32 protein-coding genes are annotated in these 24,819 nt (G+C 59.5%); 13 read left to right on the forward strand and 19 right to left on the reverse strand.

All coding sequences use genetic code 11. The features are described from left to right. Positions 1–17: 17 nt before the first annotated feature. The 6 genes from ibaG to mlaF all read right to left on the reverse strand — a co-directional run bounded on the left by ibaG (position 18) and on the right by mlaF (position 3,514). Positions 18–272 (reverse strand): BolA family iron metabolism protein IbaG, encoded by a 255-nt coding sequence (gene ibaG / locus ATE40_RS18130; RefSeq protein WP_004937066.1) that lies wholly within the window; start codon positions 270–272, stop codon positions 18–20. Between the two features lie 140 nt (positions 273–412). Further along, positions 413–715 (reverse strand): lipid asymmetry maintenance protein MlaB, encoded by a 303-nt coding sequence (gene mlaB / locus ATE40_RS18135; RefSeq protein ID WP_019453132.1) that lies wholly within the window; start codon positions 713–715, stop codon positions 413–415. Beyond that, on the reverse strand, positions 715–1,344 hold the full coding sequence (gene mlaC / locus ATE40_RS18140; RefSeq protein ID WP_019453133.1) for a phospholipid-binding protein MlaC: 630 nt from the start codon (positions 1,342–1,344) through the stop codon (positions 715–717). The genes mlaB and mlaC overlap by 1 nt, the downstream gene beginning before the upstream one ends. Before the next feature lie 14 nt (positions 1,345–1,358). Then, a complete protein-coding gene (gene mlaD, locus ATE40_RS18145; protein WP_025160119.1) occupies positions 1,359–1,907 on the reverse strand; it encodes an outer membrane lipid asymmetry maintenance protein MlaD in 549 nt (182 codons plus the stop codon). A 4-nt stretch (positions 1,908–1,911) separates the two neighbouring features. Further along, entirely contained in the window at positions 1,912–2,694 is a 783-nt protein-coding gene (gene mlaE / locus ATE40_RS18150; RefSeq protein WP_004937059.1) for a lipid asymmetry maintenance ABC transporter permease subunit MlaE, read from the reverse strand. Between the two features lie 4 nt (positions 2,695–2,698). Next, a complete protein-coding gene (gene mlaF / locus ATE40_RS18155) occupies positions 2,699–3,514 on the reverse strand; it encodes a phospholipid ABC transporter ATP-binding protein MlaF (protein WP_043129180.1) in 816 nt (271 codons plus the stop codon). Between the two features lie 303 nt (positions 3,515–3,817). Here mlaF and ATE40_RS18160 point away from each other — a divergent pair, with 303 nt between their 5' ends. The 11 genes from ATE40_RS18160 to npr all read left to right on the forward strand — a co-directional run bounded on the left by ATE40_RS18160 (position 3,818) and on the right by npr (position 11,852). Further along, positions 3,818–4,795 (forward strand): calcium/sodium antiporter, encoded by a 978-nt coding sequence (locus ATE40_RS18160; RefSeq protein ID WP_025160120.1) that lies wholly within the window; start codon positions 3,818–3,820, stop codon positions 4,793–4,795. Between the two features lie 16 nt (positions 4,796–4,811). Beyond that, positions 4,812–5,798 (forward strand): arabinose-5-phosphate isomerase KdsD, encoded by a 987-nt coding sequence (gene kdsD, locus ATE40_RS18165; protein WP_019453137.1) that lies wholly within the window; start codon positions 4,812–4,814, stop codon positions 5,796–5,798. Positions 5,799–5,815: 17 nt separating this feature from the next. Next, positions 5,816–6,370 (forward strand): 3-deoxy-manno-octulosonate-8-phosphatase KdsC, encoded by a 555-nt coding sequence (kdsC, locus tag ATE40_RS18170; RefSeq protein ID WP_019453138.1) that lies wholly within the window; start codon positions 5,816–5,818, stop codon positions 6,368–6,370. Then, positions 6,367–6,945 carry an LPS export ABC transporter periplasmic protein LptC gene (gene lptC / locus ATE40_RS18175; protein WP_019453139.1) on the forward strand — a complete coding sequence of 193 codons (579 nt, stop codon included), beginning with the start codon at positions 6,367–6,369 and terminating at the stop codon, positions 6,943–6,945. The genes kdsC and lptC overlap by 4 nt, the downstream gene beginning before the upstream one ends. After that, positions 6,914–7,453: a lipopolysaccharide ABC transporter substrate-binding protein LptA gene (gene lptA, locus ATE40_RS18180; RefSeq protein ID WP_025160121.1), complete on the forward strand. Its 540-nt coding sequence runs from the start codon at positions 6,914–6,916 to the stop codon at positions 7,451–7,453. Before lptC ends, lptA begins: the two co-directional genes overlap by 32 nt. Before the next feature lie 6 nt (positions 7,454–7,459). Beyond that, complete coding sequence (gene lptB / locus ATE40_RS18185) at positions 7,460–8,185, forward strand: LPS export ABC transporter ATP-binding protein (protein ID WP_004937040.1); 726 nt, start codon at positions 7,460–7,462, stop codon at positions 8,183–8,185. Between the two features lie 52 nt (positions 8,186–8,237). Next, complete coding sequence (gene rpoN / locus ATE40_RS18190; protein WP_063918697.1) at positions 8,238–9,671, forward strand: RNA polymerase factor sigma-54; 1,434 nt, start codon at positions 8,238–8,240, stop codon at positions 9,669–9,671. Positions 9,672–9,694: 23 nt separating this feature from the next. Then, positions 9,695–9,982 (forward strand): ribosome hibernation promoting factor, encoded by a 288-nt coding sequence (hpf, locus tag ATE40_RS18195; RefSeq protein ID WP_004937038.1) that lies wholly within the window; start codon positions 9,695–9,697, stop codon positions 9,980–9,982. 155 nt (positions 9,983–10,137) lie between these two features. Then, positions 10,138–10,599, forward strand: a complete 462-nt coding sequence (gene ptsN / locus ATE40_RS18200) for a PTS IIA-like nitrogen regulatory protein PtsN (RefSeq protein ID WP_016930212.1) — start codon at positions 10,138–10,140, stop codon at positions 10,597–10,599. Between the two features lie 129 nt (positions 10,600–10,728). Further along, on the forward strand, positions 10,729–11,583 hold the full coding sequence (rapZ, locus tag ATE40_RS18205) for an RNase adapter RapZ (protein WP_015379177.1): 855 nt from the start codon (positions 10,729–10,731) through the stop codon (positions 11,581–11,583). Further along, on the forward strand, positions 11,580–11,852 hold the full coding sequence (gene npr / locus ATE40_RS18210) for a PTS phosphocarrier protein NPr (protein ID WP_004937034.1): 273 nt from the start codon (positions 11,580–11,582) through the stop codon (positions 11,850–11,852). Before rapZ ends, npr begins: the two co-directional genes overlap by 4 nt. A 48-nt stretch (positions 11,853–11,900) precedes the next feature. Here the strand turns inward: npr and ATE40_RS18215 are convergent, their stop codons facing one another. The 10 genes from ATE40_RS18215 to ATE40_RS18260 form a co-directional block, all read right to left on the reverse strand. After that, positions 11,901–13,817, reverse strand: a complete 1,917-nt coding sequence (locus tag ATE40_RS18215) for a BglG family transcription antiterminator (protein ID WP_063918696.1) — start codon at positions 13,815–13,817, stop codon at positions 11,901–11,903. Between the two features lie 51 nt (positions 13,818–13,868). Beyond that, complete coding sequence (locus ATE40_RS18220; RefSeq protein ID WP_063918695.1) at positions 13,869–15,083, reverse strand: lactonase family protein; 1,215 nt, start codon at positions 15,081–15,083, stop codon at positions 13,869–13,871. An 87-nt stretch (positions 15,084–15,170) separates the two neighbouring features. Continuing rightward, the gene (dagF, locus tag ATE40_RS18225) at positions 15,171–15,911 is read right to left on the reverse strand and encodes a 2-dehydro-3-deoxy-phosphogluconate aldolase (RefSeq protein ID WP_063918694.1); all 741 of its coding nucleotides are present in this window, start codon (positions 15,909–15,911) and stop codon (positions 15,171–15,173) included. Further along, complete coding sequence (locus ATE40_RS18230) at positions 15,908–17,026, reverse strand: DgaE family pyridoxal phosphate-dependent ammonia lyase (RefSeq protein WP_019453145.1); 1,119 nt, start codon at positions 17,024–17,026, stop codon at positions 15,908–15,910. The genes dagF and ATE40_RS18230 overlap by 4 nt, the downstream gene beginning before the upstream one ends. Then, positions 17,010–18,149, reverse strand: a complete 1,140-nt coding sequence (locus tag ATE40_RS18235; protein ID WP_063918693.1) for an amidohydrolase/deacetylase family metallohydrolase — start codon at positions 18,147–18,149, stop codon at positions 17,010–17,012. Before ATE40_RS18235 ends, ATE40_RS18230 begins: the two co-directional genes overlap by 17 nt. A gap of 63 nt (positions 18,150–18,212) precedes the next feature. After that, positions 18,213–18,863 (reverse strand): DUF4310 family protein, encoded by a 651-nt coding sequence (locus ATE40_RS18240; protein WP_004937013.1) that lies wholly within the window; start codon positions 18,861–18,863, stop codon positions 18,213–18,215. A gap of 11 nt (positions 18,864–18,874) precedes the next feature. Continuing rightward, positions 18,875–19,651: a DUF4311 domain-containing protein gene (locus ATE40_RS18245; RefSeq protein ID WP_004937006.1), complete on the reverse strand. Its 777-nt coding sequence runs from the start codon at positions 19,649–19,651 to the stop codon at positions 18,875–18,877. A gap of 30 nt (positions 19,652–19,681) precedes the next feature. Further along, a complete protein-coding gene (locus ATE40_RS18250; RefSeq protein WP_019453147.1) occupies positions 19,682–19,978 on the reverse strand; it encodes a DUF4312 family protein in 297 nt (98 codons plus the stop codon). Beyond that, positions 19,978–20,343, reverse strand: coding sequence for a glycine-rich SFCGS family protein (locus tag ATE40_RS18255; protein ID WP_019453148.1), 366 nt, complete (start codon positions 20,341–20,343; stop codon positions 19,978–19,980). The genes ATE40_RS18250 and ATE40_RS18255 overlap by 1 nt, the downstream gene beginning before the upstream one ends. Before the next feature lie 36 nt (positions 20,344–20,379). Further along, on the reverse strand, positions 20,380–20,706 hold the full coding sequence (locus ATE40_RS18260) for a glycine dehydrogenase (RefSeq protein ID WP_086012753.1): 327 nt from the start codon (positions 20,704–20,706) through the stop codon (positions 20,380–20,382). Between the two features lie 444 nt (positions 20,707–21,150). Here ATE40_RS18260 and rnk point away from each other — a divergent pair, with 444 nt between their 5' ends. Then, the gene (gene rnk / locus ATE40_RS18265) at positions 21,151–21,561 is read left to right on the forward strand and encodes a nucleoside diphosphate kinase regulator (RefSeq protein ID WP_004936993.1); all 411 of its coding nucleotides are present in this window, start codon (positions 21,151–21,153) and stop codon (positions 21,559–21,561) included. Positions 21,562–21,598: 37 nt separating this feature from the next. On the opposite strand, the gene ATE40_RS18270 is transcribed toward rnk, so the two are convergent. Genes ATE40_RS18270 through ATE40_RS18280 form a run of 3 tightly spaced genes read right to left on the reverse strand, consistent with a single transcriptional unit; the run spans position 21,599 to position 24,652 of the window. Continuing rightward, a complete protein-coding gene (locus tag ATE40_RS18270) occupies positions 21,599–22,387 on the reverse strand; it encodes a sulfite exporter TauE/SafE family protein (protein WP_019453150.1) in 789 nt (262 codons plus the stop codon). Continuing rightward, positions 22,380–23,261, reverse strand: coding sequence for a formyltransferase family protein (locus ATE40_RS18275; RefSeq protein ID WP_019453151.1), 882 nt, complete (start codon positions 23,259–23,261; stop codon positions 22,380–22,382). The genes ATE40_RS18270 and ATE40_RS18275 overlap by 8 nt, the downstream gene beginning before the upstream one ends. Further along, on the reverse strand, positions 23,258–24,652 hold the full coding sequence (locus ATE40_RS18280) for an FAD/NAD(P)-binding protein (RefSeq protein WP_244889097.1): 1,395 nt from the start codon (positions 24,650–24,652) through the stop codon (positions 23,258–23,260). Before ATE40_RS18280 ends, ATE40_RS18275 begins: the two co-directional genes overlap by 4 nt. Between ATE40_RS18280 and ATE40_RS24970 the strand changes: the two genes are divergently transcribed. Next, positions 24,545–24,796 carry a hypothetical protein gene (locus ATE40_RS24970; RefSeq protein WP_235049918.1) on the forward strand — a complete coding sequence of 84 codons (252 nt, stop codon included), beginning with the start codon at positions 24,545–24,547 and terminating at the stop codon, positions 24,794–24,796. The genes ATE40_RS18280 and ATE40_RS24970 overlap by 108 nt on opposite strands. Positions 24,797–24,819: the final 23 nt, after the last annotated feature.

Below are 24,819 nucleotides of genomic sequence, written 5' to 3' on the forward strand. Positions count from 1 at the left end.
CGGCAGGGCAAACAGCCTTAAAATCCGTTGAGTTTGCGGTCTCGCTGCCACTCTTCAGGGGTGTACGCCTTGATAGACAAGGCATGAATGCGGTTGTCCGCAATGTATTCCATCAGCGGCGCGTAAACCGTCTGCTGTTTTTTGACGCGGCTCATGCCGGCGAACAGTTCGCCGACCACGATCGCCTGAAAGTGGCTGCCGTCGCCCGTCACATGTACTTCATCCAGTGCCAATGCCTGCATCAGCACGTCTTTAATCTCGTTGGTTTCCATAGTATCCAGTTCTGCCGCTAAAGGATCATAAACAGCCTAGTATCTTAGTGGAATACGATGTTTTCTTAAACTAAAGAAAAAGCCCCTGCGTAACAGGGGCTTTGTATCGCTTTACCACGTAAAGGCGGCGTAAAACGCCGCTAACCGGCGGTATCGACAGGCATTATCGCCTGCAGGTTGTAGAGCGCGATCAGCGTTTTCAGGCGCTCGGTAGCGCCGAAAATTTTTAGCGCGACGCCGCGTTGGCGCTGCTCTTCCTGCAGATGCAGCAACAGCGCCAGCCCGGAGGAGTCCACGCGCTGCAGTTGCGCCACGTCGATCGCGGTTTTATCCGCCATCAACGCGTCGCGCTGCCGCCACAACGGCTGCAGCGTTTCCCGGTCCAGTTCACCGCGCAGGATCAGCGTCTGCTGCTCTGATTCGAAGCTGAGCGCTGCCGACATCAGTTTTTCTTGTCCAGCGTGATAGGCTGCGCGGCGGCGGCCTGCAGCTGTTTGGTCAGGCCGTCGATGCCCTGGGTACGCAGCGTAGACGCCCACTCGTTCTGCTTGGTGGTGATCATGCTGACGCCTTCGGCGATCATGTCATATGCCTGCCAGTAGCCGGTTTTGCTGTTCTTGCGCCATTGGAAGTCCAGACGCACCGGCGGGCGGCCGCCGTTGTCGATGATGGTGACGCGAATGGCCACGATATCGGCGTTGCCCAGCGGCTGTTCAGGCGCGATCTGGTAAGTCTGGCCGTGGTACATCGCCAGCGCCTGGCCGTAAGCCTGCTCCAGGTAAGACTGGAAGGCGGTGAAATAAGCTTCGCGCTGCGCAGGCGTCGCGTCTTTGTAGTAACGGCCCAGCACCAGCGCGCCGGCATATTTCACCTGCACGAACGGCATCAGTTCCTGATGCACGATGGCGCGCAGATAATTCGGGTCCTGCTTGATCTTCGGCTGTTCGTTCTTCAAACGGCTGAAGGTCTTCTGCGCCGCTTCTTGCATCATGCTGTAAGGATTGGTTTGGTCGGCTGCGCTCGCCAGCGGCGCAACCACCAGCAGGGCCACCATCAGTAAACGTTTAAACATGCAGGTATCCTCTCTTAATGATTTGGAACAGCGGGTTGCGGTGCAGCGCCGGCAGCCGGCTCAGCGGCCGCGTCTCCCGATTTGGCGCTGTCCTGACCGCCGCTTTTATACAGGAACTGGCCGATCAGATCTTCCAGAACCATGGCTGACTTGGTGTCCTGAATGGTGCCGCCGTCTTTCAGAATGGCGGTGCCCATTTCAGGATCTTCGAAGCCCACGTTAAGCGCCAGATATTGCTCGCCCAGCAGGCCGGAGGTGCGGATCGCCAGCGAGCTGGTATCCGGGATTTGGTCGTACTTTTTCTGGATATCCATCGCCACGCGCGGCGTGTAGGTTTTCGGATCGAGTTCGATGTCCGCCACGCGGCCGATCACTACGCCGCCGATCTTCACCGGCGAACGTGGCTTCAGGCCGCCGATGTTGTCGAACGTCGCGTAAACGCGGTAGGTCGGCTCGCTGCCGATCGATTTAAGGTTCGCCACCTGCAGGCAGATAAACACGATGGCGCACAGCGCGATCAGCATAAATGCCCCAACCCAGATTTCACTCTTCTTCGTTTGCATCGAATCAATTCCCAAACATCAGTGCTGTCAGCACGAAATCCAATCCCAACACCGCCAGTGACGAATGCACCACGGTCCGCGTCGTCGCCCGGCTAATCCCTTCAGAGGTAGGCACGGCGTCGTACCCGTTGAAAATGGCAATCCAGGTTACGGTAATGGCGAACACCACGCTTTTGATCAGGCAGTTGAGCAGATCTTTTTTCCACTCTACGGCGCCCTGCATCGCCGACCAGAAGAAGCCGCTGTCGATGCCCTTCCAATCCACGCCGACCACCGAGCCGCCCCAAATGCCGATCGCCACGAAGATGATGGTCAACAACGGCATGCTGATAAGCCCGGCCCAGAAGCGCGGCGCCACGATGCGCCGCAGCGGATCGACCGCCATCATTTCCAGGCTGGAGATCTGTTCCGTCGCCTTCATCAGGCCGATTTCCGCCGTGAGCGCGGAACCGGCGCGGCCGGCGAACAGCAGCGCCGTCACCACCGGCCCCAGCTCGCGCAGCAGCGACAGCGCCACCATCATGCCGAGGCTGGCTTCAGCACTGTAGGTGGTGAGCACGATGTACCCCTGCAGACCCAGCACCATGCCGATGAACAGCCCGGAAACCATGATGATCAACAGCGACTGCACGCCGACGCTATAGAGCTGCTTCAGCAACAGCGGCCACTGCTTGCCGGGTTCCGGCCGGCCAATCAATGCGTTGAACAGCATCAGCCCGGCGCGGCCGAAGCTGGCGCTGGTGTTGATGCCACTGCGCCCCAACGACGCTAACGCTCTTAATAACATGAGCTTATTTACTCCCTAAGCCTAGCAGTTCAGTCTGATAGTCCCCGGCCGGATAGCGGAACGGCACCGGCCCATCCGCTATACCATCCAGGAACTGGCGCACGCGCGCATCAGGATTGTTCTGCAATTGCTGCGTGGTGCCTTCGGCGATCACCCGGTGATCGGCCACGATGTAGGCGTAGTCGGCGATGCTCAGCACCTCCGGTACGTCGTGCGACACCACGATGCAGGTAATGCCCAACGCATGGTTCAGCTCGTCAATCAGCTTGACCAGCACCCCCATGGTGATCGGATCCTGGCCGACGAAGGGCTCGTCGAACATGATCATTTCAGGGTCCAGCGCGATCGCCCGCGCCAACGCCGCCCGGCGCGCCATGCCGCCGGAGAGTTCATTGGGCATCAGTTGGGCCGCGCCGCGCAGCCCCACCGCTTCCAGCTTCATCAGCACCGTGCTGCGCAGCAGGGGTTCAGGCAGGTTGCTGTGTTCACGCAGCGGGTAGGCCACGTTTTCGAATACGGTCAAATCGGTGAACAGCGCACCCGACTGGAACAGCATGCTCATCTTTTTGCGCGCGTCGTATAACTGACGGCGGGACAACGCGGGAATGTTGTCGCCGTCAAACCAAATCTCCCCGCTGTCCGGCGTCAGTTGACCGCCGATCAGACGCAGCAGCGTGGTTTTGCCGATGCCCGATGGCCCCATGATCGCCGTGACCTTACCGCGAGGCACCGTCAGGTTGATGTCTTCAAATATCCGTCGGTCGCCGCGCGAGAAGCTCATGTCGCGCACTTCGACCAAATTATCTGCCTTTTGGAGCATGTTAATGGACCCTTTACGACTCATCTTTTGCTGAATCTACCCGTGATGTTAAAGCAATGGGCGCAATCCGTCTCATCTTTACAAAAACTTACTGCCATTTCGCAACCAATGGTGCCATTGGTTTTACTTTTCCGCGCCACCCGGTCAAAATTGGCGCCATAACGAAAAAAAACGAAAGTGTTCAACTATTAGCCGGGAAAAACCGTTGCTGCGACTCAAACGCGCGCAACGGAGGGCAAGCAATACCGCCGCATTGACGGCTTTAACCAACGAACCGGGATAATACCCGACAAAGGACCCTGCATGTTTCTCGCGATAGCATTATTAATCGTTGGTTTATTTCTACTGGTGTACGGTGCAGACCGCTTAGTTTATGGTGCTGCCGTGATTTCCCGCTCGCTCGGCGTGCCGCCGTTGATCATCGGCATGACCATCGTCGGCATCGGCACGTCGCTGCCGGAGTTGATCGTGTCGACCACCGCCGCGCTCAACGGGCAGATAGATATGGCCGTTGGCAACGTATTAGGTTCCAACATCACCAACATTTTATTGATCCTGGGCGTCGCGGCGCTGATCCACCCGCTGGCGGCGCGCTCCGAAATACTGCGGCGCGAACTGCCGTTGATGTTAGCGGTCACAGTATTGTGCGGTTTCGTGTTGATGGACGGCACCCTCAGCAGGCTGGACGGCGTGCTGCTGTTGGCCGCCGCCGCCGGCTTCATCCTGCTGATGCTGAAAATCGCCCGTCTGGCGCAGCGCGAGGGCAGCGACAGCCTGACCATGGAGCAGATCGCCGAGTTGCCGCAGGACAGCAGCAACACCGTGGCGGTGCTGTGGCTGGTACTGGCGTTTATCATTCTGCCGCTCTCTTCCAGAATGGTGGTCGATAACGCGACGGTGATCGCGCACTATTTCGGCCTGAGCGAACTGGTGGTCGGCCTGACCATTATCGCCATCGGCACCAGTCTGCCCGAGTTGGCCACCTCCATCGCCGGGGCGCTGAAGGGCGAAGATGATATGGCGATTGGCAACATCATCGGCTCCAATATTTTCAACACGGTGATCGTGCTGGGCGTACCCGCCCTGCTGTCGCCGGGCAGCGTGGACGCCGCCGCCTTCCAGCGCGATTACTGGGTGATGCTGGCGGCCAGCGTGCTGCTGAGCGTGCTGTGCATCGGCCGCAAACACCGCATCGGCCACCTGGCGGGCGCGCTGTTATTATGCGGCTTTATTGCGTATCTTGCGGTGCTGTTCTTTAACCCTTTCAGTACTTTCGGCTAAACCGACGGGAATGAGTATGTCGAACATTGAGTTGCAACCGGGCTTCGATTTTCAACAGGCCGGTAAAGAAGTGCTTCAGATAGAGCGTGAAGGGCTAGCCCAGCTCGACAGCTACATCAACGCAGACTTCACCCACGCCTGCGAAACCATCGCCGCCTGCAGCGGCAAAGTGGTGGTGATGGGCATGGGCAAGTCCGGTCATATCGGCTGCAAGATCGCCGCGACATTCGCCAGCACCGGCACCCCCTCATTCTTCGTTCATCCGGCGGAAGCCAGCCATGGCGATTTGGGTATGGTCACCTCGCAGGACATCGTGCTCGCGATTTCCAACTCCGGCGAGTCCAGCGAGATCCTGGCGCTGATCCCGGTATTGAAACGCCAGCAGATCACCCTCATCTGTATGACCAACAACCCGGAAAGTTCGATGGGCAAGGCGGCGGATATCCACCTGTGCATCAAGGTGCCGCAGGAGGCCTGCCCGCTGGGGCTGGCACCGACCACCAGCACCACCGCCACGCTGGTGATGGGTGATGCGCTGGCCGTCGCGCTGCTGAAAGCGCGCGGGTTCACGCCGGAAGATTTCGCGCTGTCCCATCCGGGCGGCGCACTCGGCCGCAAACTGCTGCTGCGGGTTAGCGATATCATGCATAGCGGCGACGAAATGCCCCACGTCAGCGCCGACGCCTCGTTGCGCGACGCGCTGCTGGAAATCACCCGCAAAAATCTGGGCCTGACGGTGATCTGCGACGATCTGATGAAAATCGCCGGCATCTTTACCGACGGCGACCTGCGACGGGTGTTCGACATGGGCATCAACCTGCACGAGGCGAAGATCGCCGATGTCATGACGCCGGGCGGCGTGCGGGTGCGCCCCAATATCCTGGCGGTCGATGCGCTGAATCTGATGCAACAACGCCACATCACCGCGCTGTTGGTTGCCGATGGCGACCAATTGCTGGGTGTGGTACATATGCATGACATGCTGCGCGCCGGCGTCGTTTAATTAAGGAATAGAACGGAATGGGTATGGTAGAAACCTGCTACGGGCCGGTAGAACAAGAGGTTATGGCGCGTGCCGGGAACATCCGCCTGTTGATTTGCGACGTTGACGGCGTGCTGTCGGACGGCCTGATCTTCATGGGCAACAACGGTGAAGAATTGAAGGCGTTCAACGTGCGCGACGGCTACGGCATCCGCTGCTTGAAAACCTCGGACATCGAGGTGGCGATCATCACCGGTCGCTCCGCCAAGCTGCTGGAAGACCGCGCGCAGACGCTCGGTATCACCCATCTGTATCAGGGGCAATCCGATAAGCTTTTGGCCTTCCGCGAACTGTTGGATACACTGTCGTTAACGGCGGATCAGGTCGCCTATATCGGCGATGACCTGATCGACTGGCCGGTGATGGCACAGGTCGGGCTGGCGGTCGCGGTGGCGGACGCACACCCGCTGCTGACGCCGCGCGCTCACTATGTCACCCGCATTGCCGGCGGCCGCGGCGCGGTGCGCGAACTGTGCGACATCATTCTTTTGGCTCAAAATAAGCTGGAGGACGCCAAAGGGCTGTCGATATGAGTAAAACCAAACTGTGGATCACCATCCTGTTGACGGTGATCGTTCTGGCGCTGATCGGCTGGAACATGACGGACTTCAGCGACGACACCGCGCCTGGCCCGGCCAACGATCAGGATCCGACCTACCAGAGCCAGCATACGGTCACCGTGGTGTACAACCCGGCCGGCAAGCTGAATTACAAGCTGGTGGCGGAAGACGCGAAGTATTACACCGCCGGCGAGCTGAGCTGGTTCACCCAGCCGGTGATGACGCTGTTCGATGAGAATGCGGTGGCCACCTGGTCAGTTCGCTCCGATCGCGCCAAACTGACAAAAGACCGGATGCTGTATCTGTATGGTCACGTCGAGGTAAACAGCCTGACCACCACCTCGCAGCTGGAAAAAATTAAGACGGACAACGCTCAGGTAAACCTGGTCACCCAGGACGTCACCTCCGATGACGAAGTCACGCTTTACGGGACCAATTTTACCTCTAACGGCATGAAAATGCGTGGGAACCTGCGGACCAAAACCGCTGAGCTGATTGATAAGGTTAAGACCAACTATGAAATCCAGAACCAAAAACCAACTCCGTAATCTGTTGATCGGCAGCTTAGTTTTGGCCGCCAGCGCCCCTGCTCTGGCGCTGAAATCCGACTCCAGCCAGCCGGTCAGCATCGACTCGCTCAAGCAGTCGTTGGACATGCAAAGCAACGTCAGCACCTTCACTGACAACGTGGTGATCAAACAGGGCACCATCGATATCCGCGCCGACAAGGTGGTGGTCACCCGTCCGGGCGGAGATCAGAATAAGACCTATATTGAAGCGTTCGGCAACCCGGTAACCTTCTACCAGATGCAGGACAGCGGCAAACCGGTCAAAGGCCACGCGCAGAAAGTGCGTTACGACGTGGCGACCCAGCTGGTGACCCTGACGGGCAACGCCTATCTGGAGCAGCTCGACAGCAACGTGAAAGGCGATCGCATCACCTATCTGGTGCAACAGCAGCAAATGCAGGCGTTTAGCGACAAAGGCAAACGCGTGACAACGGTTCTGGTACCGTCGCAGTTGCAAGACAAAAACGGGCAAAAAAAGAGTAACTAATCACTTATGGCAACACTCATCGCAGAAAACCTGGCGAAAGCCTACAAGGGCCGTAAAGTTGTCGAAGACGTCAGCCTGAAAGTGAAATCCGGCGAGATCGTCGGCCTGCTCGGGCCGAACGGCGCCGGTAAAACCACCACCTTCTACATGGTGGTCGGCATCGTGCCGCGCGACGCCGGGCGCATCGTGATCGACGAAGAAGACATCAGCCTGCTGCCGCTGCACGCCCGCGCGCGCCGCGGCATCGGCTATCTGCCGCAGGAAGCGTCGATCTTCCGCCGTCTGAGCGTGTACGACAACCTGATGGCGGTGTTGGAGATCCGTCCCGATCTCACCAGCGAGCAGCGCGAGGACCGCGCCAAGGAGCTGATGGAAGAGTTCCATATCTCCCATCTGCGCGACAGCCTCGGCCAGGCGTTGTCCGGCGGTGAACGCCGCCGCGTCGAAATCGCCCGCGCGCTGGCGGCCAACCCGAAATTCATTCTGCTGGACGAACCCTTCGCCGGGGTGGATCCGATTTCCGTTATCGATATCAAGAAAATCATCGAGCACCTGCGTGACAGCGGCCTGGGCGTGCTGATCACCGACCACAACGTGCGCGAAACGCTGGACGTGTGTGAACGCGCCTATATCGTCAGCCAGGGCAAACTGATTGCCCACGGCACGCCGGATGCTATTCTGGCCGACGAGCAGGTAAAACGCGTTTATCTGGGCGAAGAATTCCGCCTCTGAGCGCCGGCGCGCCCTGCGGGGCGACACCGTTAACGGAAGTAGACAGAAGACTATGAAGCAAGGTTTGCAACTCAGGCTCAGCCAACAGCTGGCCATGACTCCTCAGCTCCAGCAGGCGATCCGCCTGCTGCAGTTGTCCACGCTTGAGCTTCAGCAAGAGATCCAGCTGGCGCTAGAGAGCAATCCGTTGCTTGAACAGACCGATCTGCACGACGAAATCGACGCCAAAGAAACCCAGGATACCGAGGGGCTCGATACCCGCGAGGCGTTGGAACAGAAAGACATGCCGGAAGAGCTGCCGCTGGACGCCACCTGGGATGAAATCTACACCGCCGGCACCCCGTCCGGCACCGGCACCGACTACAGCGACGATGAGCTGCCGATCTATCAGGGCGAGACCACCCAAACGCTGCAGGATTACCTGATGTGGCAGGTGGATCTGACGCCGTTTTCCGATACCGACGCCGCCATCGCCACCTCCATCGTCGACGCGGTGGACGACACCGGCTACCTCACCGTCCCGCTGGAAGACATTCTGGAAAGCCTGGGCGACGAGAACGTGACCCTTGAGGAAGTCGAGGCGGTGTTGAAGCGCGTGCAGCGTTTCGATCCGATCGGCGTCGCCGCGCGCGATCTGCGCGATTGCCTGCTGGTGCAGCTCTCCCAATACGCCAAAGACACCCCTTATCTGGCCGAAGCCCGGCTCATCATCAGCGACCATCTGGATCTGTTGGCCAACCACGACTTTCGCAGCCTGATGCGATCAACCCGGCTAAAAGAAGATACACTGAAAGAAGCGATGCTGCTGATTCAGTCGCTCGATCCGCGCCCGGGGCAGTCTATCAATACCGGCGAATCGGAATACGTGATTCCGGACGTGCTGGTGCGCAAGACGCAGAACAAGTGGACGGTGGAGCTCAACGGCGACAGCGTGCCGCGTTTAAAGATCAATCAGCAGTACGCCGCGCTGGGCAACAGCGCGCGCAGCGAAGCCGACGGCCAGTTTATCCGCAGCAACCTGCAGGAAGCCAAGTGGCTGATTAAAAGCCTGGAGAGCCGCAACGAAACCTTGCTGAAGGTCACCCGCTGCATCGTCAGCCAGCAGCAGGCGTTCTTCGAGCAGGGCGAAGAGTTTATGAAACCCATGGTGCTGGCGGATATCGCCCAGGCCGTGGAGATGCATGAATCGACGATCTCGCGCGTCACCACGCAGAAGTTTCTGCACAGCCCGCGCGGCATTTTCGAATTGAAATATTTCTTCTCCAGCCACGTGAATACCGACAGCGGCGGCGAAGCCTCCTCGACGGCGATCCGCGCGTTGGTGAAGAAATTGATTGCGGCGGAAAACCCCGCCAAACCACTCAGCGACAGCAAGCTGGCCACCCTGCTCTCCGATCAGGGGATCATCGTGGCGCGGCGCACCGTCGCCAAGTACCGAGAGTCTTTGTCCATCCCGCCGTCGAACCAACGCAAACAGTTGGTTTGACCTCTATTGAGAAGGAAGACACTATGCAGCTCAACATTACCGGACACCACATCGAAATCACCGATCCGTTGCGCGAGTTCGTGAACAACAAGTTCGCCAAACTCGAACAGTATTTTGATCGCATCAATCAGGTGTATGTTGTATTAAGTGTGGAAAAAGTGCAGCAAATTGCGGAAGCAACGGTGCACGTGAATGGAGGCGAGTTGCACGCCACCTCGGAAGACGAGAATATGTATGCCGCAATTGATACGCTGATCGACAAATTGGCACGTCAATTGAACAAACATAAAGACAAATTGAAGCAACACTGACACCCTAACCCATTCCATGAGGTTGCATACGTCGCAGCCTCGCCGTTCGGCGCGTGACCCGCATGGGTGACGCGCCGAACGGTAATCAGGGTTAAAACCGACGAAAAACCGCCTTGCCGGGTCCGCCCGGTGGCGCGGTTTTAAGTGAAGATGAGATGAACAACGAATATATGCAATTAAGCTCGGTGTTAAACATCGAGTGCACCAAAAGCTCGGTACACTGCACCAGCAAGAAGCGGGCTTTGGAAATTATCAGCGAACTGGCCGCCAAACAGCTCAATCTGCCTTCGCAGGTGGTGTTTGACGCGGTTCTCACCCGGGAGCGCATGGGCAGCACCGGTATCGGCAACGGTATCGCCATTCCCCACGGCAAACTGGAAGAGGACACACTGCGGGCCGTTGGCGTGTTTATCCGTCTCGACCAACCCATCGCTTTCGACGCCATCGACAATCAGCCGGTCGATCTGCTGTTCGCGCTGCTGGTGCCTGCCGATCAGTGCAAAACCCATTTGCATACCCTGTCGCTGGTCGCCAAACGCCTGGCCGACAAAACCGTATGCCGCCGCCTGCGCGCCGCGCAGAGCGACGAAGAACTTTACCAAATCATCACCGAGTGATGCCCGGCCGGCGTGACTTCCAGCCCGGATAACGATACTGTTTCACGATGATGGATCCGGCTGCGGCCGGAATAACAAAGTTTCCAACGGTGGCGATGAACGCCGCCGCGATGCCAGGGGAGTTGCCACATGGTGCTGATGATTGTCAGCGGCCGTTCCGGTTCCGGAAAATCCGTCGCCTTGCGGGCGCTGGAAGACATGGGTTTTTACTGCGTTGACAACCTGCCGGTGGTCCTGCTGCCGCAGCTCGCCAATACGCTGGCGGAACGCAATATCTCCGCGGCGGTCAGCATCGACGTGCGCAACATGCCGGAATCGCCGGAAGTGTTTGAATACGCGATGACTCAGCTGCCGGACAGCTTCTCGCCGCAGCTGCTGTTCCTCGACGCCGATCGCAACACGCTGATCCGCCGTTACAGCGACACCCGCCGCCTGCACCCGCTCTCCAGCAAAAACCTGTCGCTGGAAAGCGCGATAGACGAAGAGAGCGACCTGCTCGAACCGCTGCGCTCGCGGGCCGATCTGATTATCGACACCTCGGAAATGTCGGTGCACGAGCTGGCCGAAATGCTGCGCACCCGCCTGCTGGGCAAGCGCGAGCGCGAGCTGACCATGGTGTTCGAATCCTTCGGCTTCAAGCACGGCATTCCGATCGACGCCGACTACGTGTTCGACGTGCGCTTCCTGCCCAACCCGCACTGGGATCCGAAGCTGCGGCCGATGACCGGTCTGGACAAGCCGGTCGCGTCGTTCCTCGATCGCCATACCGAAGTGCACAACTTCATCTACCAGACCCGCAGCTACCTGGAGCAATGGCTGCCAATGCTGGAAACCAACAACCGCAGCTACCTGACGGTCGCTATCGGCTGTACCGGCGGCAAGCACCGTTCGGTATACGTGGCGGAACAGCTGGCCGATTACTTCCGCTCGCGCGGCAAGAACGTGCAGTCGCGCCACCGCACGCTGGAAAAGCGCAAACAATGACGGTCAAACAGACGGTTGAAATCAAAAACAAGCTGGGCATGCACGCACGCCCGGCGATGAAACTGTTCGAACTGGTGCAAAGTTTCGACGCCGAAGTGATGCTGCGCAACGAAAGCGGCACCGAGGCCGAAGCCAGCAGCGTCATCGCGCTGCTGATGCTGGATTCCGCCCAGGGCCGGCACATCGAAGTCGAGGCGACCGGCCCCGACGAAGTCAACGCGCTGGCGGCGGTGGTCGAGCTGTTCAACTCCGGGTTTGATGAAGATTAGCCGCTGAGGGCGCACCTTTGCGCCCAATCCCCCCATATTATCTCCCACTCAGCTTCGGCTCAGGCAGTCCAGCGCCACCGCTTTGAAGCTGTCGAAGCTGTCGCTGCCCAGCAGGCGGCTCATTGAGCGCTCACGCACGAAGGTGACGAACAGCTCGTAGATCGCCATCGCCTCTTCATAGTCGCTCTTGCTGATCGCCAGCAGGAAAATCACGTGCGCGACCTCGCCTTCGCCCCAGGCGACGCCCTGCGGCGCCAGCAGCGTCACCACCACGGTCTTCTTCGCCAGCAGCCCCAGCGAATGCGGCAGCGCGATGCCCTCGCCCAGCAGCGTGGAGACGATCGCCTCGCGCTCGACCACCGACGGATAAAAGTCCGCGCCGACGTACCCTTCTCGCTCCAGCTGGCCGCACACCCGGCTGAACAGCTCAGCCTGCGTCAGCGGCTCGTTGAGCACCATGAAATGCTCGGCGTCGAAGAACTTCTCCAGCATGTACGGCCGGGTGCGATCCACCAGCACCAGCTTGCCCAGTTGCTCCAGCTGATAATCGGTCGGGAACGGCGACATCACCACCACCGGCTTGTTCTTCTCGCCGATGCGGGCGTTGGAAATCACGAAGTCTTCGTCGATATGCGCAAGCATCTCGTAATCGCGCAGCGAAACGATGCGCGTCATCACCAACTGCGGATACTTGCGCGCAATCTGCGCCTGGATCATGCGCACCGTCGAGTTGCCGGTATCGCACACCAGCATCACCTGCGGGTGGCGTTCATAACCGATGTTGTAATGTCGCTCCAGCCCCACGCCGATATGCAGCACCAGATAGCCGATCTCGTTCTCGCTCAGGGTATAGGGGGTGTATTTGCCCCAGCTGGAGACCGCCGCCAGCGTCACGTCGTAAGCCATCGGATAGTGCTGCTTGATGTTGGCCAGCAGCGGATTGGGGATATTGATCTGGTACTTCACCCGCGTAATCATGGTTTTGATATGGGTGAGCAGATCGGCCCGCAGCTGCTCGTCGCCCTGCAGGTTGTAGTTATAGTGCGCGTTGATGTAGGACAGGATGTAGTCCACCAGCGCTTCTTCATCGTCGGCGTTGATCTCGGTCGGCTGCACGTCCTGCACGCGCCGCGCGGCGATGTTGACCCGCAGATAGGCCTCTTCGGCCATCGCGATCTCTTTGCCGGAGGCCGAACGCAGCTCTGCCGCCAGGCGGGTCGACACCTGGCGCACCGCCTCGTCGCCGTCCTCCACTTCGAAGTCCGGCAGCGGATAGCCGTCGCTGATGCGCCGCAGCGCCACCGCGCAGTAGAAGATCAGATACTGCTCGCCCTCGTCGGTCAGGCGAATGGCATATTGCGACAGCAGCGGGTGCAACAATCCGGCGAACGCCGCCACCTGCGGCTGCAGCAGGATCTCGTTGTTGAGCAACGGGTTCTCGGCGTCGGCCAGCTGTAGCTGGAACAGCAGATCGGTCAGGCAGGCGCGGATCGCCATTTCCGCGCCGAACAGCTTCATGCCGTAGCGCGGCTTGGTTTCGATCGTCAATTGATAATGCGCCAGACGCTCTCTCACCTCAGCCATGTCGTTTTGCAGCGTGCCGCGGCTGACGAACCACTCGTCGGCCAGATCTTCCAGTTTGAGAGAGAAGGCTGAGGTCAAAAAACGCACCAGCAGATAATGCACCCGCTCCTGCGCGCTGCGCGGGGTAGCCTGCTTGCGGCGCTCCTGCTGCTGCAGGGCGCTGAACAGCGCAGCGTTATCGACCTGCAGACGATAGCCGGCCCCGCGATTATGCACGAAGCGCGCGCCGTATTTGTCCAGGATCTCGTTCAGCGCGGTGATATCCGCCCGCACCGTGCGGGTGGACACGGCGAAACGCTTCGCCAGCTCATCCTGCGGCAAAGTCTCGGTTTGCAAAGCATCGAACAAGTAAGCCAAACGCGGGTAAGGAAATCGCACCATTCTGTGTCCGTCAATCAGGCGGCCCGCCCGGCGAACCGGGCGGGCCACGGGTTACTTCGGCGGCGGCAGGAACGCCATTTGCGAAGGGCTGCCGATCGGCAGATAGCCGCCCGCAAAGCTGAGTTTGCCGTCCGTCGGGTTGACGCTGAAGCGGGTGACGTTATCGCTGCGCTGGTTAAGCGCATACAGATAGCGGCCATCCGGGCTCAGCGCCAGCGAACGCGGGTAATCACCGCGGGTCCAGGTTTCCGCCACCGGTTTCAACTCACCGCCGGCACCCACGCTGAACTGGGCAATGCTGTTATGCAGCCGGTTGGCGACGTACAGCGTGCCGCCATTCTTGCTGAGCGCCAACCCCGAAGCGAAGCTGGTACCCTGATAGTCGGCGGGCAGCGCGGAAACCGCATGCAGTTGTTTCAGAGTACCTTTTTGGCGATCAAAACGGTAGCTGGTCAATGTCGAAGCCTCTTCGTTCACCAGCAGCACGGTGCCGCCGTCCGGATGGAACACAAAGTGGCGCGGACCGGCACCGGCGGACGAGGCGGCGATCCACGGCGGATCGTTCGGCGTCAGCCGGCCGCTCGCGGCGTCAAAGCGCCATTGGTAGATGCGATCCAAGCCCAGATCGGTGGAGAACACGAACTTGCCGCTCGGATCGCTGGCGATCATATGGGCATGCGGGCCGTTGTGATCGCTGATGGCGAAGCTGCCGTTCACTGCCGCCGCCGGTTTGGCCGCCCCCGCCGGGCCCTGCTGTTGCTGCACCGAGCTGGCGGCACCCAAGCTGCCGTCCGCTTCGATCGGGAAAGCCGCTACGCTGCCGCTGACGTAGTTGGCCACCAGCAGATGGCGCCCGTCTGGCGTCGATGAGAGATACACCGGCCCCGCTCCCTGCGAATCCACCTGGTTGAGCTGGATCAGGCCGCCGTCGGCCGGATTGACCCGGTAAGCGGTGATACCGCCGTGTTTGCCGCCGTTGAAGTCGGCCACTTCACTGGCGACATACAGCGTCTTGCCGTCAACGCTCAGCGTCAGCTGCGCCGGATTCGGCACTTTGCTGACCAGCGTGGCGTGGCTCAGCGCGCCGCTGGCCGGATCGACCTGCACCCGGTAAACGCCTTCGCCGTTGGGATTGTAGGTGCCGATATAGGCGAAATGAGATGACGTGGAGTTCATTGCATCCTCAGCATGCAGCGCCGGGCCGGTCACGGCCAGCAGCGCCAGGAACAACGCGGTGCGTCGGGTTGAAGCCTGCCAGTTTCGCATAGTAATCCTCAGTATAGGTAACGGCGCGGCATGCCGCGCCACGGGAAAACCTTCGCCTCCCAGCGTTTACCTCATCCCATTACGCGTTCAACCCACCAGCTTTTTGGTCATCGCCAGCAGGGTTTTCACGTCCTGCGGACGCGTGTCGCCGCTGGCGGCGTCGATGATCGAGCTGTAGATATGCGGGATCACGCGTTTCACACCGGCCGCCAGCGCGATCTCGACGATCGGCTCGTAGTTTTCCAGATCGATGCCGCCGGTCGGCTCCAGCATAAAGTCATGCTCGGCACAGGCCTTGGCTATGTACTGGTATTCGTCCTTGCACTTCAGGCCGCCCATCGGGAAATACTTGATGGAGCTGCCGCCCATGTCCTTCAGCAAGGCGATGGCGGTTTCCACCGGCACGATGCCGTCCGGCGCCTCGGCGCTCAATGGGCCGGTAGAGATCTTCACCCAGCCGACGCGGCCGGTCGGCGATACCAGGCCATTGACCACACTGTCGTTCTGGCCCAGCAGCGCGCGGCTGGCGCCGACGCCGGTAAACACCTGGTTAACGTGCTGCGGCTGCACCTGCTGAGCGATCAGGCTGACCATCGCCGACTGCTTCGGATCACCGGCGCCCAGGCCGACCGAGAGCGCGTTTTCAATCAGGCGCGCATAGCGCAGCATGTCGGTCACCGCGCTGTCGACGTCCGGGTAGTTCTTGGAGAGCACGCCCACCAGCACATGGCCTTCCGCCGCGGCATAGATGTCCTGCGCGTTGGCTTTGGAACCGGCCAGCACGTTCAGGCAGACGCGGTCGCGATAGTAGTTAGGCTGCAGCTTCATGCTTGTTTCTCCGTAAACAGGTTCTTGATACAGCTAAAGACGGTCATCAGCTGTTGCTCGTCGACGCTGCGCACGTCGACCTCAATCTTGCCCTCGTTGGCCTTGTAGCCGCGGAAGTAGATGGCAATATCGCCGGTTTTCAGCGCCTGGACGATGTCATAGGTCGACCGCCCCAGCACCGCTTCGTCGAAAGTGATCTCGGCGCGGGCGATATCGCGGCCGGCGCTGTCCCAGACGGTTTTGGCGCTGACGCCGGTCAGGGTGTTGAGGCTATCGAGGAACGGCGTCATCCGCTCCACCATCTGTTGCCCGGTGGTTTTCTCAAGCGTCAGATAGCTTTCAATTGCCTGCGTCAGGCCGAGGATGCCCTCTTTGCCGACCTTCATCGCCCGGCCGATGCCGCCGGACTGCAGCTTCACCCACTCGACGTACTGTTTCTTGCCGATAACCAGGCCGCTGGTCGGCCCCTCGATGGCTTTGGCGCCGCTGTAGATCACCAGATCGGCCCCCATCTGGTAGTAACACATCAGATCTTCTTCCGCCGCGGCGTCGACGATCAGCGGCAAGTTATGTTTGCGCGCCACCACCGCCGCCTGTTCGACGGACAGAATGCTTTTCTGCACGCAGTGGTGCGATTTGACGTACAGGATCGCCGCCGTCTGCGGCGTGATGCAGGCTTCAATCTGCTCCGGCGAACATTCGTTGGCGTAGCCCGCCTCCACCACCTTGCCGCCGCCCAGCGCCACCATGGTGTCCACCGGCGCGCCGAAGTTGACGTTGTGGCCGCGCGGCAACACGATCTCGCGCGGCACGGTGATCGGCGCCGAGTGCAGGTTCACCAGCAGATTGGCGTTATCTTTAACGATCGCTGCCGCCACCGACTGGGCGATGCCCGCCGAGGCGCAGGAAACGATCACCGCGTCCTCCACGTTGAGCAGGTCAGCGATGTAGGCGCCGGTCTTGTTGACCAGATCCTTGATTTCGAAGTAGTGATTCAGGCCGTAATCAACGGCGTCGATCACGTCCTGGCGCGGCGTGGAAACGCCGAGAATGGTCATGCGGCCAGAGGTGTTGATCACCTGCTTCAAACCGTATTTTTCATAAATCGAAGACATGGCTTGCCTCCCCTTGTTCGGTTAATAGGATTTCCCCGGCCACCACCGCGGCCAGCGGCACCAGCAGCTGTTCGCCTTCGGCGGTTTGCCCATCGGCGTCGGTGAAGACCTGCGGTTCCCGGCGCAGTTCAAACAGCGTGAAATCGGCGTCATAGCCCGGCTCCAGCCGGCCCTTGCCGCTCAGCTGCAGCACCGACGCGGCGTTCTCCGTGACGCAGGCGATCACCTGCGGCAGCGTCAGGCCGACGCTGAAGAATTTGGACATCACCGTCGCCAGGCTATGCACCGGCCCGTTCATGCGGTTGCGGCAGTAAATATCGGAGCTGATGGTGTGCGGCAAAATCCCCAATTTGATCGCCTGGCGCGCCACCTCGAAACTGAAGCTGGCGGTGCCGTGCCCCACGTCGAGCAACACGCCGCGCCGCAGCGCGCGCTGGATAGACTCGCGCAATGTGCCCGCCGGCGTCAGAATGCGGTTCGGTTTACCGTTGTAGCAGTGAGTGATGATGTCGCCGCGGGTCAGCAGATCGGCGATCTCGTCCAGATCCGGCGGGTTGTTGCCGATATGCACCATCAGCGGCAGCTGGCGGTTTTCCTGCTGGATCTCTTTGGCCAACACCAGCGGCCGGGTACCGTTTTTCCCCACCACGCTGCTGCTCATGCGCGCCTTGATGCCGATGATGAAACCGGGATGGTTGGCGATGGCCTGGCCGGCCTCGCGCTTGTCGATGTCCGCCATATCCGCCAGCTCGTTCTGCCGCAGCAGGCCGATGCGCGAGATGTTGAGGAAGGCGAAAACGTTGGTTTTGGCGCTGCGCGTCAGCTGATAAAAAGCGTCGATATCGTCGGCGCCGGTGCTGCCGGCATCGACCACGCTGGTGACGCCGCTGGCGACACCGACCCGATCCGGTTCGTCATGGTAAATCGGCGATTCGGGATAGCAGTGCACGTGCGCATCGATCCAACCGGCGCTCAGGCGGCAGTTACCCGCCAGATCCAGTTGGCGAACGGCGCTGACGTCCGCCGCCAGCCGCCCCACCGAGGCTATTTTGCCGTCCTTTACCGCCAGATCGATGAGCGTATCGTCCGCCAGTCTGGCGCCTCTGATTACTAAGTCATACATACCGCATTGCTCCTGTTAGCCCGGGCGCCGCCGCAGCATCGGGCGGCGCCTGGCGCAGGCCTCTTAAGAAATGGCTACCGGGAAGATCGCTCCCAGGATCATCGCGCCGAGGATCGCTCCGCCGGTGATCGGTTTGCCCCAGATATAGAACAGCAGCGCGCCAAGCAGCGAACCGATGCCGATCGGGATCGAAGCGGTCATCGCCGACAGGATGATCAACGGCCCGAGGAAACGGCCCGATGAGTTGCCCGCGCCCATCATCACGTCCGCGCCGTAGGTGGAGTTGCTCTGATTGATGGTGAATTTGCGCGCCAGGATGATCACGTAACCGATCGCCAGGCCGATGATCAGACCGGTGGCCAGCGACGCGGCGAAGTTGGCGACCGGGAACACGATGCCGGCCCCCAGCAGCAGCGCCGGGACGCCCAGCCCGACGCCGGTCTGGATCGCGCCGCCGATGTCCAGGATGCCCACCAGCGAGCCTTCGATGATGCGCGCGAATAGGAAGCTGGCGCCGAACGCCGCCACCGCGCCGTACACGCCGGTATCCATCCCTGCCCGCAGCATGGAGACGAACGCCACTTCGTTAAAGGCGCCGATGCCGTACAGGTAGTACATGTGCGTCCCGGCGAACACGCCGGAGGACAGCAGGCCAACAAAAATCGGGAATGACCAGTCGGCGTACCAGAAGCCTTTTTGGGTTTGCTCTTCCATCATCCCGCTCCTTATTTACCGCTCAGGGTGTTGTGAATGGCGTCCAGCCAGCCCGGCACGCCGAGGCTGAAGGACTCGAGAACTTTCATGTCGAAGCCGCGGAAGAAGCCGCTCAGCACGAACAACAGCACGATCACCGCCATCATGATCTTGGTTATCTTGTTCCAGCCGCTCTCTTCCACGCCTTTGCCGATCAGAATGCCCAGCACCAGGCCCGGTACGGCGTTGCCCATGATCAGCTGCGCCAGGCCGCCGAAGATGGTGCCCCAGAAGCCGGAACGGCGCCCGGCGTCGATCGCCGCCAACCAGAAGATCACCGGCATCACGGTATTCACCAGCAGGTTGGCCGCCGGCACCAGCACCTTGATCGCGGTGACCTGCAGCGCGGCGGGCACGGCGGAAGCGGTGGTGTTGAGGAAGGCCACCACCAGCATGCCGATGATGCCGCAGGCGATAGCCATTTTTTTCGGATCGTGCAGCGTTTGCGCCAGGTTGCGGTTCTTGACCATCAAGGCCGCCGCGCCCCAGTGCGGAATGATGCGGTGGTCGACGTCCTGCGTGAAGGAACCCGCCGCCACGGAAGACGCCCAGGCGTTGAAGAAGAAGCCCAGACCGAATGAGAAATGGGAAGCCGGATCGCCCTCGCAGGAGTTCAGCTCGCCCAGGGTGCGAAACGCCCCCATGCCCTGTGTGGTCGGTGCGTGGAACATGCGCGCGGCGCCGGCCCCTACGCCGACCCCCACCAGTCCACCGATAATAATCGATTTAAATAAGATGATTAAAAACATCAGTATACCCTTTCATTTATGCTAACGTTTTTATTTCGTGACGAAGACAACCTTCTCGGTGTTGATAATGGTTACGTTCACGGTTATTTCCAGAGAAACGGCATAGCTTTTTCTTTCGCGCGGCAAAAAGAAGAAAAGAAATTTCTCTTTAGTTATTTTCTCTTCCGCTTTCAAGACGCTGACGTCCTGCGGCTCGATGCGCAGCAGAATATTATTGGTGGATTTTAATACCGCGCCCTGCACATTAGCCAAGGCGGAAGCAAAAGCTTTCGCTTTGCTGTCGCCTTTACCCTCCACCTTTACCGATGTGGTATATTGCTCTTTCATTATGGATTGCCATGTTTTTTGACGTAGGCTTCCACCAGTTTCTGGCCCAATTCTTCTTTATCCATAAAGCCGAAGCCCAGCACGTTGTAGCCTTCGTTAATTGCCGTCACGCCCTCTTCCACCGAACGCATGCCGTATTTTGCCTTGTAGCCGTGTTTGGTTTGCGCGGTAATCGCACCGGCGCCGCCGCTGCCGCAAAAAGAGATGCCCAGCTGCGCGTTTTCCGCTTTCATCACGTCGCCCAGCTTCATATCCGCCGCCACGCCGGGGATGACCACCGCTTTTCCACCTGCGCTTTCAACGCCTTGTCCGACTTTTTGCCCTTTACCCAAACGATCGCCGATCACTACGGTAATTTGACCCATGGTATATTCTCCTGATTGAAATCGATGCGTTAACCGCTATGCGTTATTATCTTTCGCAACTTCGAAGTGCACGGACAGCAAATAGGCTTCTTCGATAGGCAATGTGCCAAACTGATTCACCACTCGCTCCGCCATTTGCATGGATTCGGCAGAGATTTCGTCGAATAACGATTTATCCACTTCCGGCAATGGCTCACCGGTTATTGAACGCAGCACCATGGCGCGAATATGCGACTCCAGCATCTGTTGCTGCACCGCATTGGTATAAATATTGTCGGCATTCAGCATCGCGGTAATATCCGCCAATACCCGAGCGGTGATCGCCCCGGCTTCGCTGACATCGGATTGTTCAATTTCTTTTATCGAAGCAGATCCATCATTCACTTTTCAGTACCCCTAGATCCCACATTAATCAGTAAGCCGTAAAGCGCATCACCTGAATAACCCGCTTTCTGTGATGTCTTTACCCTACCCCCGCCAGGATTTTCTGTGTAGACCGGTTTTTTCCAGTTCGAAGTGGAAATCGAATGACGCGCGGAGATCCATTTCGCAAAACGGCGCGGCGGCGAAAAAGTAAATGAGATAACAAATACATAACCCGGCTAACCGTTTCTTTTGCCACGATTGACGATAAAAGCCTTCGTGATCGGGATCTCTTTCTTTTCTCGCCTCAACCGCCTACTATCAATAGGACAAACCGACATTACCCACACCCCCGCTCCTCTGGCGCGGGGGTGTTGCTTTGTGTTGTTTTTCCGAATTTATGGGTGCACAGACTGGCACCCTTTGATTTGACTGGAGAGTGGAATGACCAAGCCCATCATTACTATTAATGAGCTGGATGCGGAACGCCTGGATGCGCTATTGGAACAACCGGCCTTTGCCAACACCGACGTCGCCGCTGCGCTGAACGACGAATTGGATCGCGCGGAGATCCTGCCGCCTGAGAAGATGCCGGCCAACGTGGTGACCATGAACAGCCGCGTGCGTTTTCGCGATCTGCACACCGATGAAGAGCACGTGCGCACGCTGGTCTATCCGGCATCGCTGAAAGACAGCCACGATCAGCTGTCGGTGATGGCGCCACTGGGCGCAGCGCTGCTCGGCATGCACGTCGGCAAGCAGATCTCCTGGCAATTGCCGAACGGTGAAGAAGCGCGGATTGAAGTGCTGGAATTGCTGTACCAGCCGGAAGCGGCGGGCGAATACCACCGTTAAGCGGTTATCAGGGCGGCATCCGGCCGCCCTTTCTGTCTCAGAGGCAGATGGCGATCAGCACGGCGATCAGCAGCAGTACGTAGATTTTGGCATGTAGTGCATCGCTCACCTTCGGCAAACAGCGCCTGGCAAACACGATCCCCGCAATCCCCGCCGCCACCAGCAGCCCCAGAATGTTCAGATTGACGTAGCCCAGATACTGCGGCCCGCTCATCTCGCGCCACCCCAACACGACATACATCAGCGCGCCGATCACCGCCACCGGGATCGACAACGGGTTGGCGGCGCTGACGCAATACTTCATGTCATAACCATGGCGGCGCAGCAGCGGCACGGTCATCACGCTGCCGCCCACCCCCAGCAGAGTGGCGATGCCACCGATCAGCGGCCCGCCGCCCCACAGCGTGGCGGTGGACAGTTCGGCGCGCGCCGGTTTGATCAGGAAGCCCCGGCGGAACAGACAGTCAGCGATGGTCACCGCCATATAGACCACGAACAGCCCGCGTATCACGCCGTCCGCCAACAGCGAGGAGGCGAACGCGCCCAGCGCCGCCCCGATGCCGATGAAAAAGATCAGCGGCACGATGGTTTCGCGCAGCAGGTTGCCGCTGCGCCAGTTGGTCAGGGTGGCGTAACTGGCGTTGAGGATCATCACCGCCGTCGAGGTCGCCACCGCAATATGCATCGCCTGACCGGGCTGCTCGCCCGACGCGGAGATCAAATGATAGACAAAGGGCACCACCACAAAACCGCCGCCGAAGCCGAACAGAATAGTGGTGATGCCGGTCAGAAAACCGGCACCCAGCACGATGAGCGTTTCAATCATGGCCGTGCGCCCGAACGAAGTCGTCGAACCCGGCGCAGAACTGCCCCGCCAGCGGGTGGAAACGATCGCCGACGAACAGCCCCAGATACTGCTCGCGCACGGCGTCATGGTCCACCAGCTCAATGCCCGCCTGTTCCGCCAGCGCCAGCGTCTGCGCGTCCGGGAAGCCCCAATAGCGCGAATCGCCCTGCTTCTCCGCCGCTATCGCTTCGCTGTGCTCCGCCCGCATCAGCTGGCGCGCCAGGAAGCCGCCGCTCTGCACGCCCAGCAGCATCATATTTTCCAGGAACGACAGGTCGTGACGCAGCTCGGCAGGCAAGCGGGCGAGCACCGGCCCCGCGTCCCAGTGCTCATCCATTTCATGCAGCGTCACCGCACAATCCTTGTCACCGTTCATCATCGCCCGGAACAGCGTCATCACCCCGCGATAGCGCGGCAAATCCCCCGGATGCAGGTTCCACAGCAGCTTGCCGCGTCGGCTGAAGGCGCGCACATAGTCAGCGGAAAATTTCTGATAACAACGCAGGGAGATCACCCCGTCCATATGCCCGAGGCTGCTGATAAACGTGGCGTCGTTGATGTCGAGAACGCGATGCGCTTTTACCCCGGCGGCGGCCAGGAACAGGGCCGGCGGCTGATAGGCGCCCTCGCAGGCGCCGGCGTTGCGGCCAACGAACGGAAACACGAAATCATTCAGCACTTCGCGCTCATACAACCCCAGTCGGCGAACCGCCGGCTCCTGTGTGCGTCCGGCGCTTTTCGCCAGGGGGAAATACACCGTAAAAGCACAGTCGTCCTTCAGGGCGGCGATCAGATCCTGGCACACCAGCCAGGAGAAAATGTCGTTGCCGACAAAGAGCGCTACGTTTTTCATACTTCAGCCTTCTTTGCATTGAAAATAGGGTTATTGAACACGATCTTGCTGATATCCCGCGTGATGGATTCCATCGCCGAGGTGTAGAAAAGGTCGCCCTTGGCGGGCGCGCCGAGCGAGTAAAGATGCTGCTCGCGACCGCGGCGGTCCGCGATTTTCAGCGTATGCGGGTCGCACTTCACGCCGCCGAACAGGTTCTCCTGCACCAGCCCATCCTCCAGCAGCTGATGGCTCAGGCGATTGGGCGGCAGTTGATAAGAGGGTGTGGTGCAGTTGAACAGGTATTGCGTATGCACCCGAGCATCATGGCAACGCAGGATAAACCCGTCCGCTCCCTTGCTGATATCCGCCAGGCCGCCACAGACGCGCAGACGCTGGCTCTCCAGGGCCGCCGCGATCTTGTTGGCGTTTTTGATCGGCATGGCGTGCCGATTGCGCATCCAGGAGGAGTTGTAAAAACGCATGAAGACCTGCCGGTTATGAGCATCCATCTTGACCCAGGCAGCGCAGACTGTCGGATGGATCGCCGCCAGATAGCTGCAGATATGTTCCCGGGCAAAGCGCGCCCGATCGAGGCTGTCCGCCAGATCGCGATAACAGTCGCGCCTTTCCCCCAGCGCCGAAAGCACCACCAACCGCTCCGGCCCCGGATAGTGACGCGCCAGCGCGGCGTTGATCGCATGCACCAGCTGATGCGCATCAATAAAATCATTGCCGGCGACAAAGCGCCGCAGCTCCGTCACAAACGATTCCGGCGGCGGACGCATCAGCGCCGGCTGCACGCTGGGGAACAGACCGGAACGCGACAGGGCACAGATATCGGTCGCCCCCAAACGCTCCATAAGTTCAACGATGGCGTCGATCGCCGTCAGGCTGCAGCCGATGACACCGATGGCCGAGTAAGGGTTGATCGGCGGCAGCTCCTGATGCGCCTGATAAGCGATCACCCCGTCCACCGGATAGAGACATTCCGGCGGGTTGTGCCCCGAACACAGCACCAGCGCGTTCATCTGTTCGACGGCGCCGCAGGCGGTGGTCAGCCGATAGCCCGCCTCGTGCGGCGCGATGGCGTTCACTTCGGCGGTCACGAAATTCAATATCACGTTACTGTCCGCCGCCATATACATTGTCATGTCGCGAATAAAATCGAGATATTCCCGATATAGCCAGCGCGGCGGATAACGATCCTGACAAAATTGCGGAAAATGCATGGCGATCCAATCGACGAAATGCGCTTCGTCGAAAATATCCGCCGACATATTTTCCGGCGTCATATTTAATATATGGCTGTCAAAATCGCTGCTGTATGCCATCCCGCCCTTGAAGCCCTGCTTGTCGAAAACCGTCAGGGAAAGCGGTCTTTTGCAATGATTAACCGACTTATTTTTTATAAAGTTATAGGCAAAAGAGATCCCGGCGGCTCCGCCGCCAATCACACCGAACTTATACATGAAATATCACCTTATAGTCATTTAACTGCGCTAAGAACTATTGCTTCAGGTGTTGGAATAAAAAGACGCTTTATTCCTTATTAACTTCTTGTATTGCGAGAACGAGA

Origin of the sequence: Serratia surfactantfaciens (assembly GCF_001642805.2) — a bacterium.
Taxonomy (GTDB): domain Bacteria; phylum Pseudomonadota; class Gammaproteobacteria; order Enterobacterales; family Enterobacteriaceae; genus Serratia; species Serratia surfactantfaciens.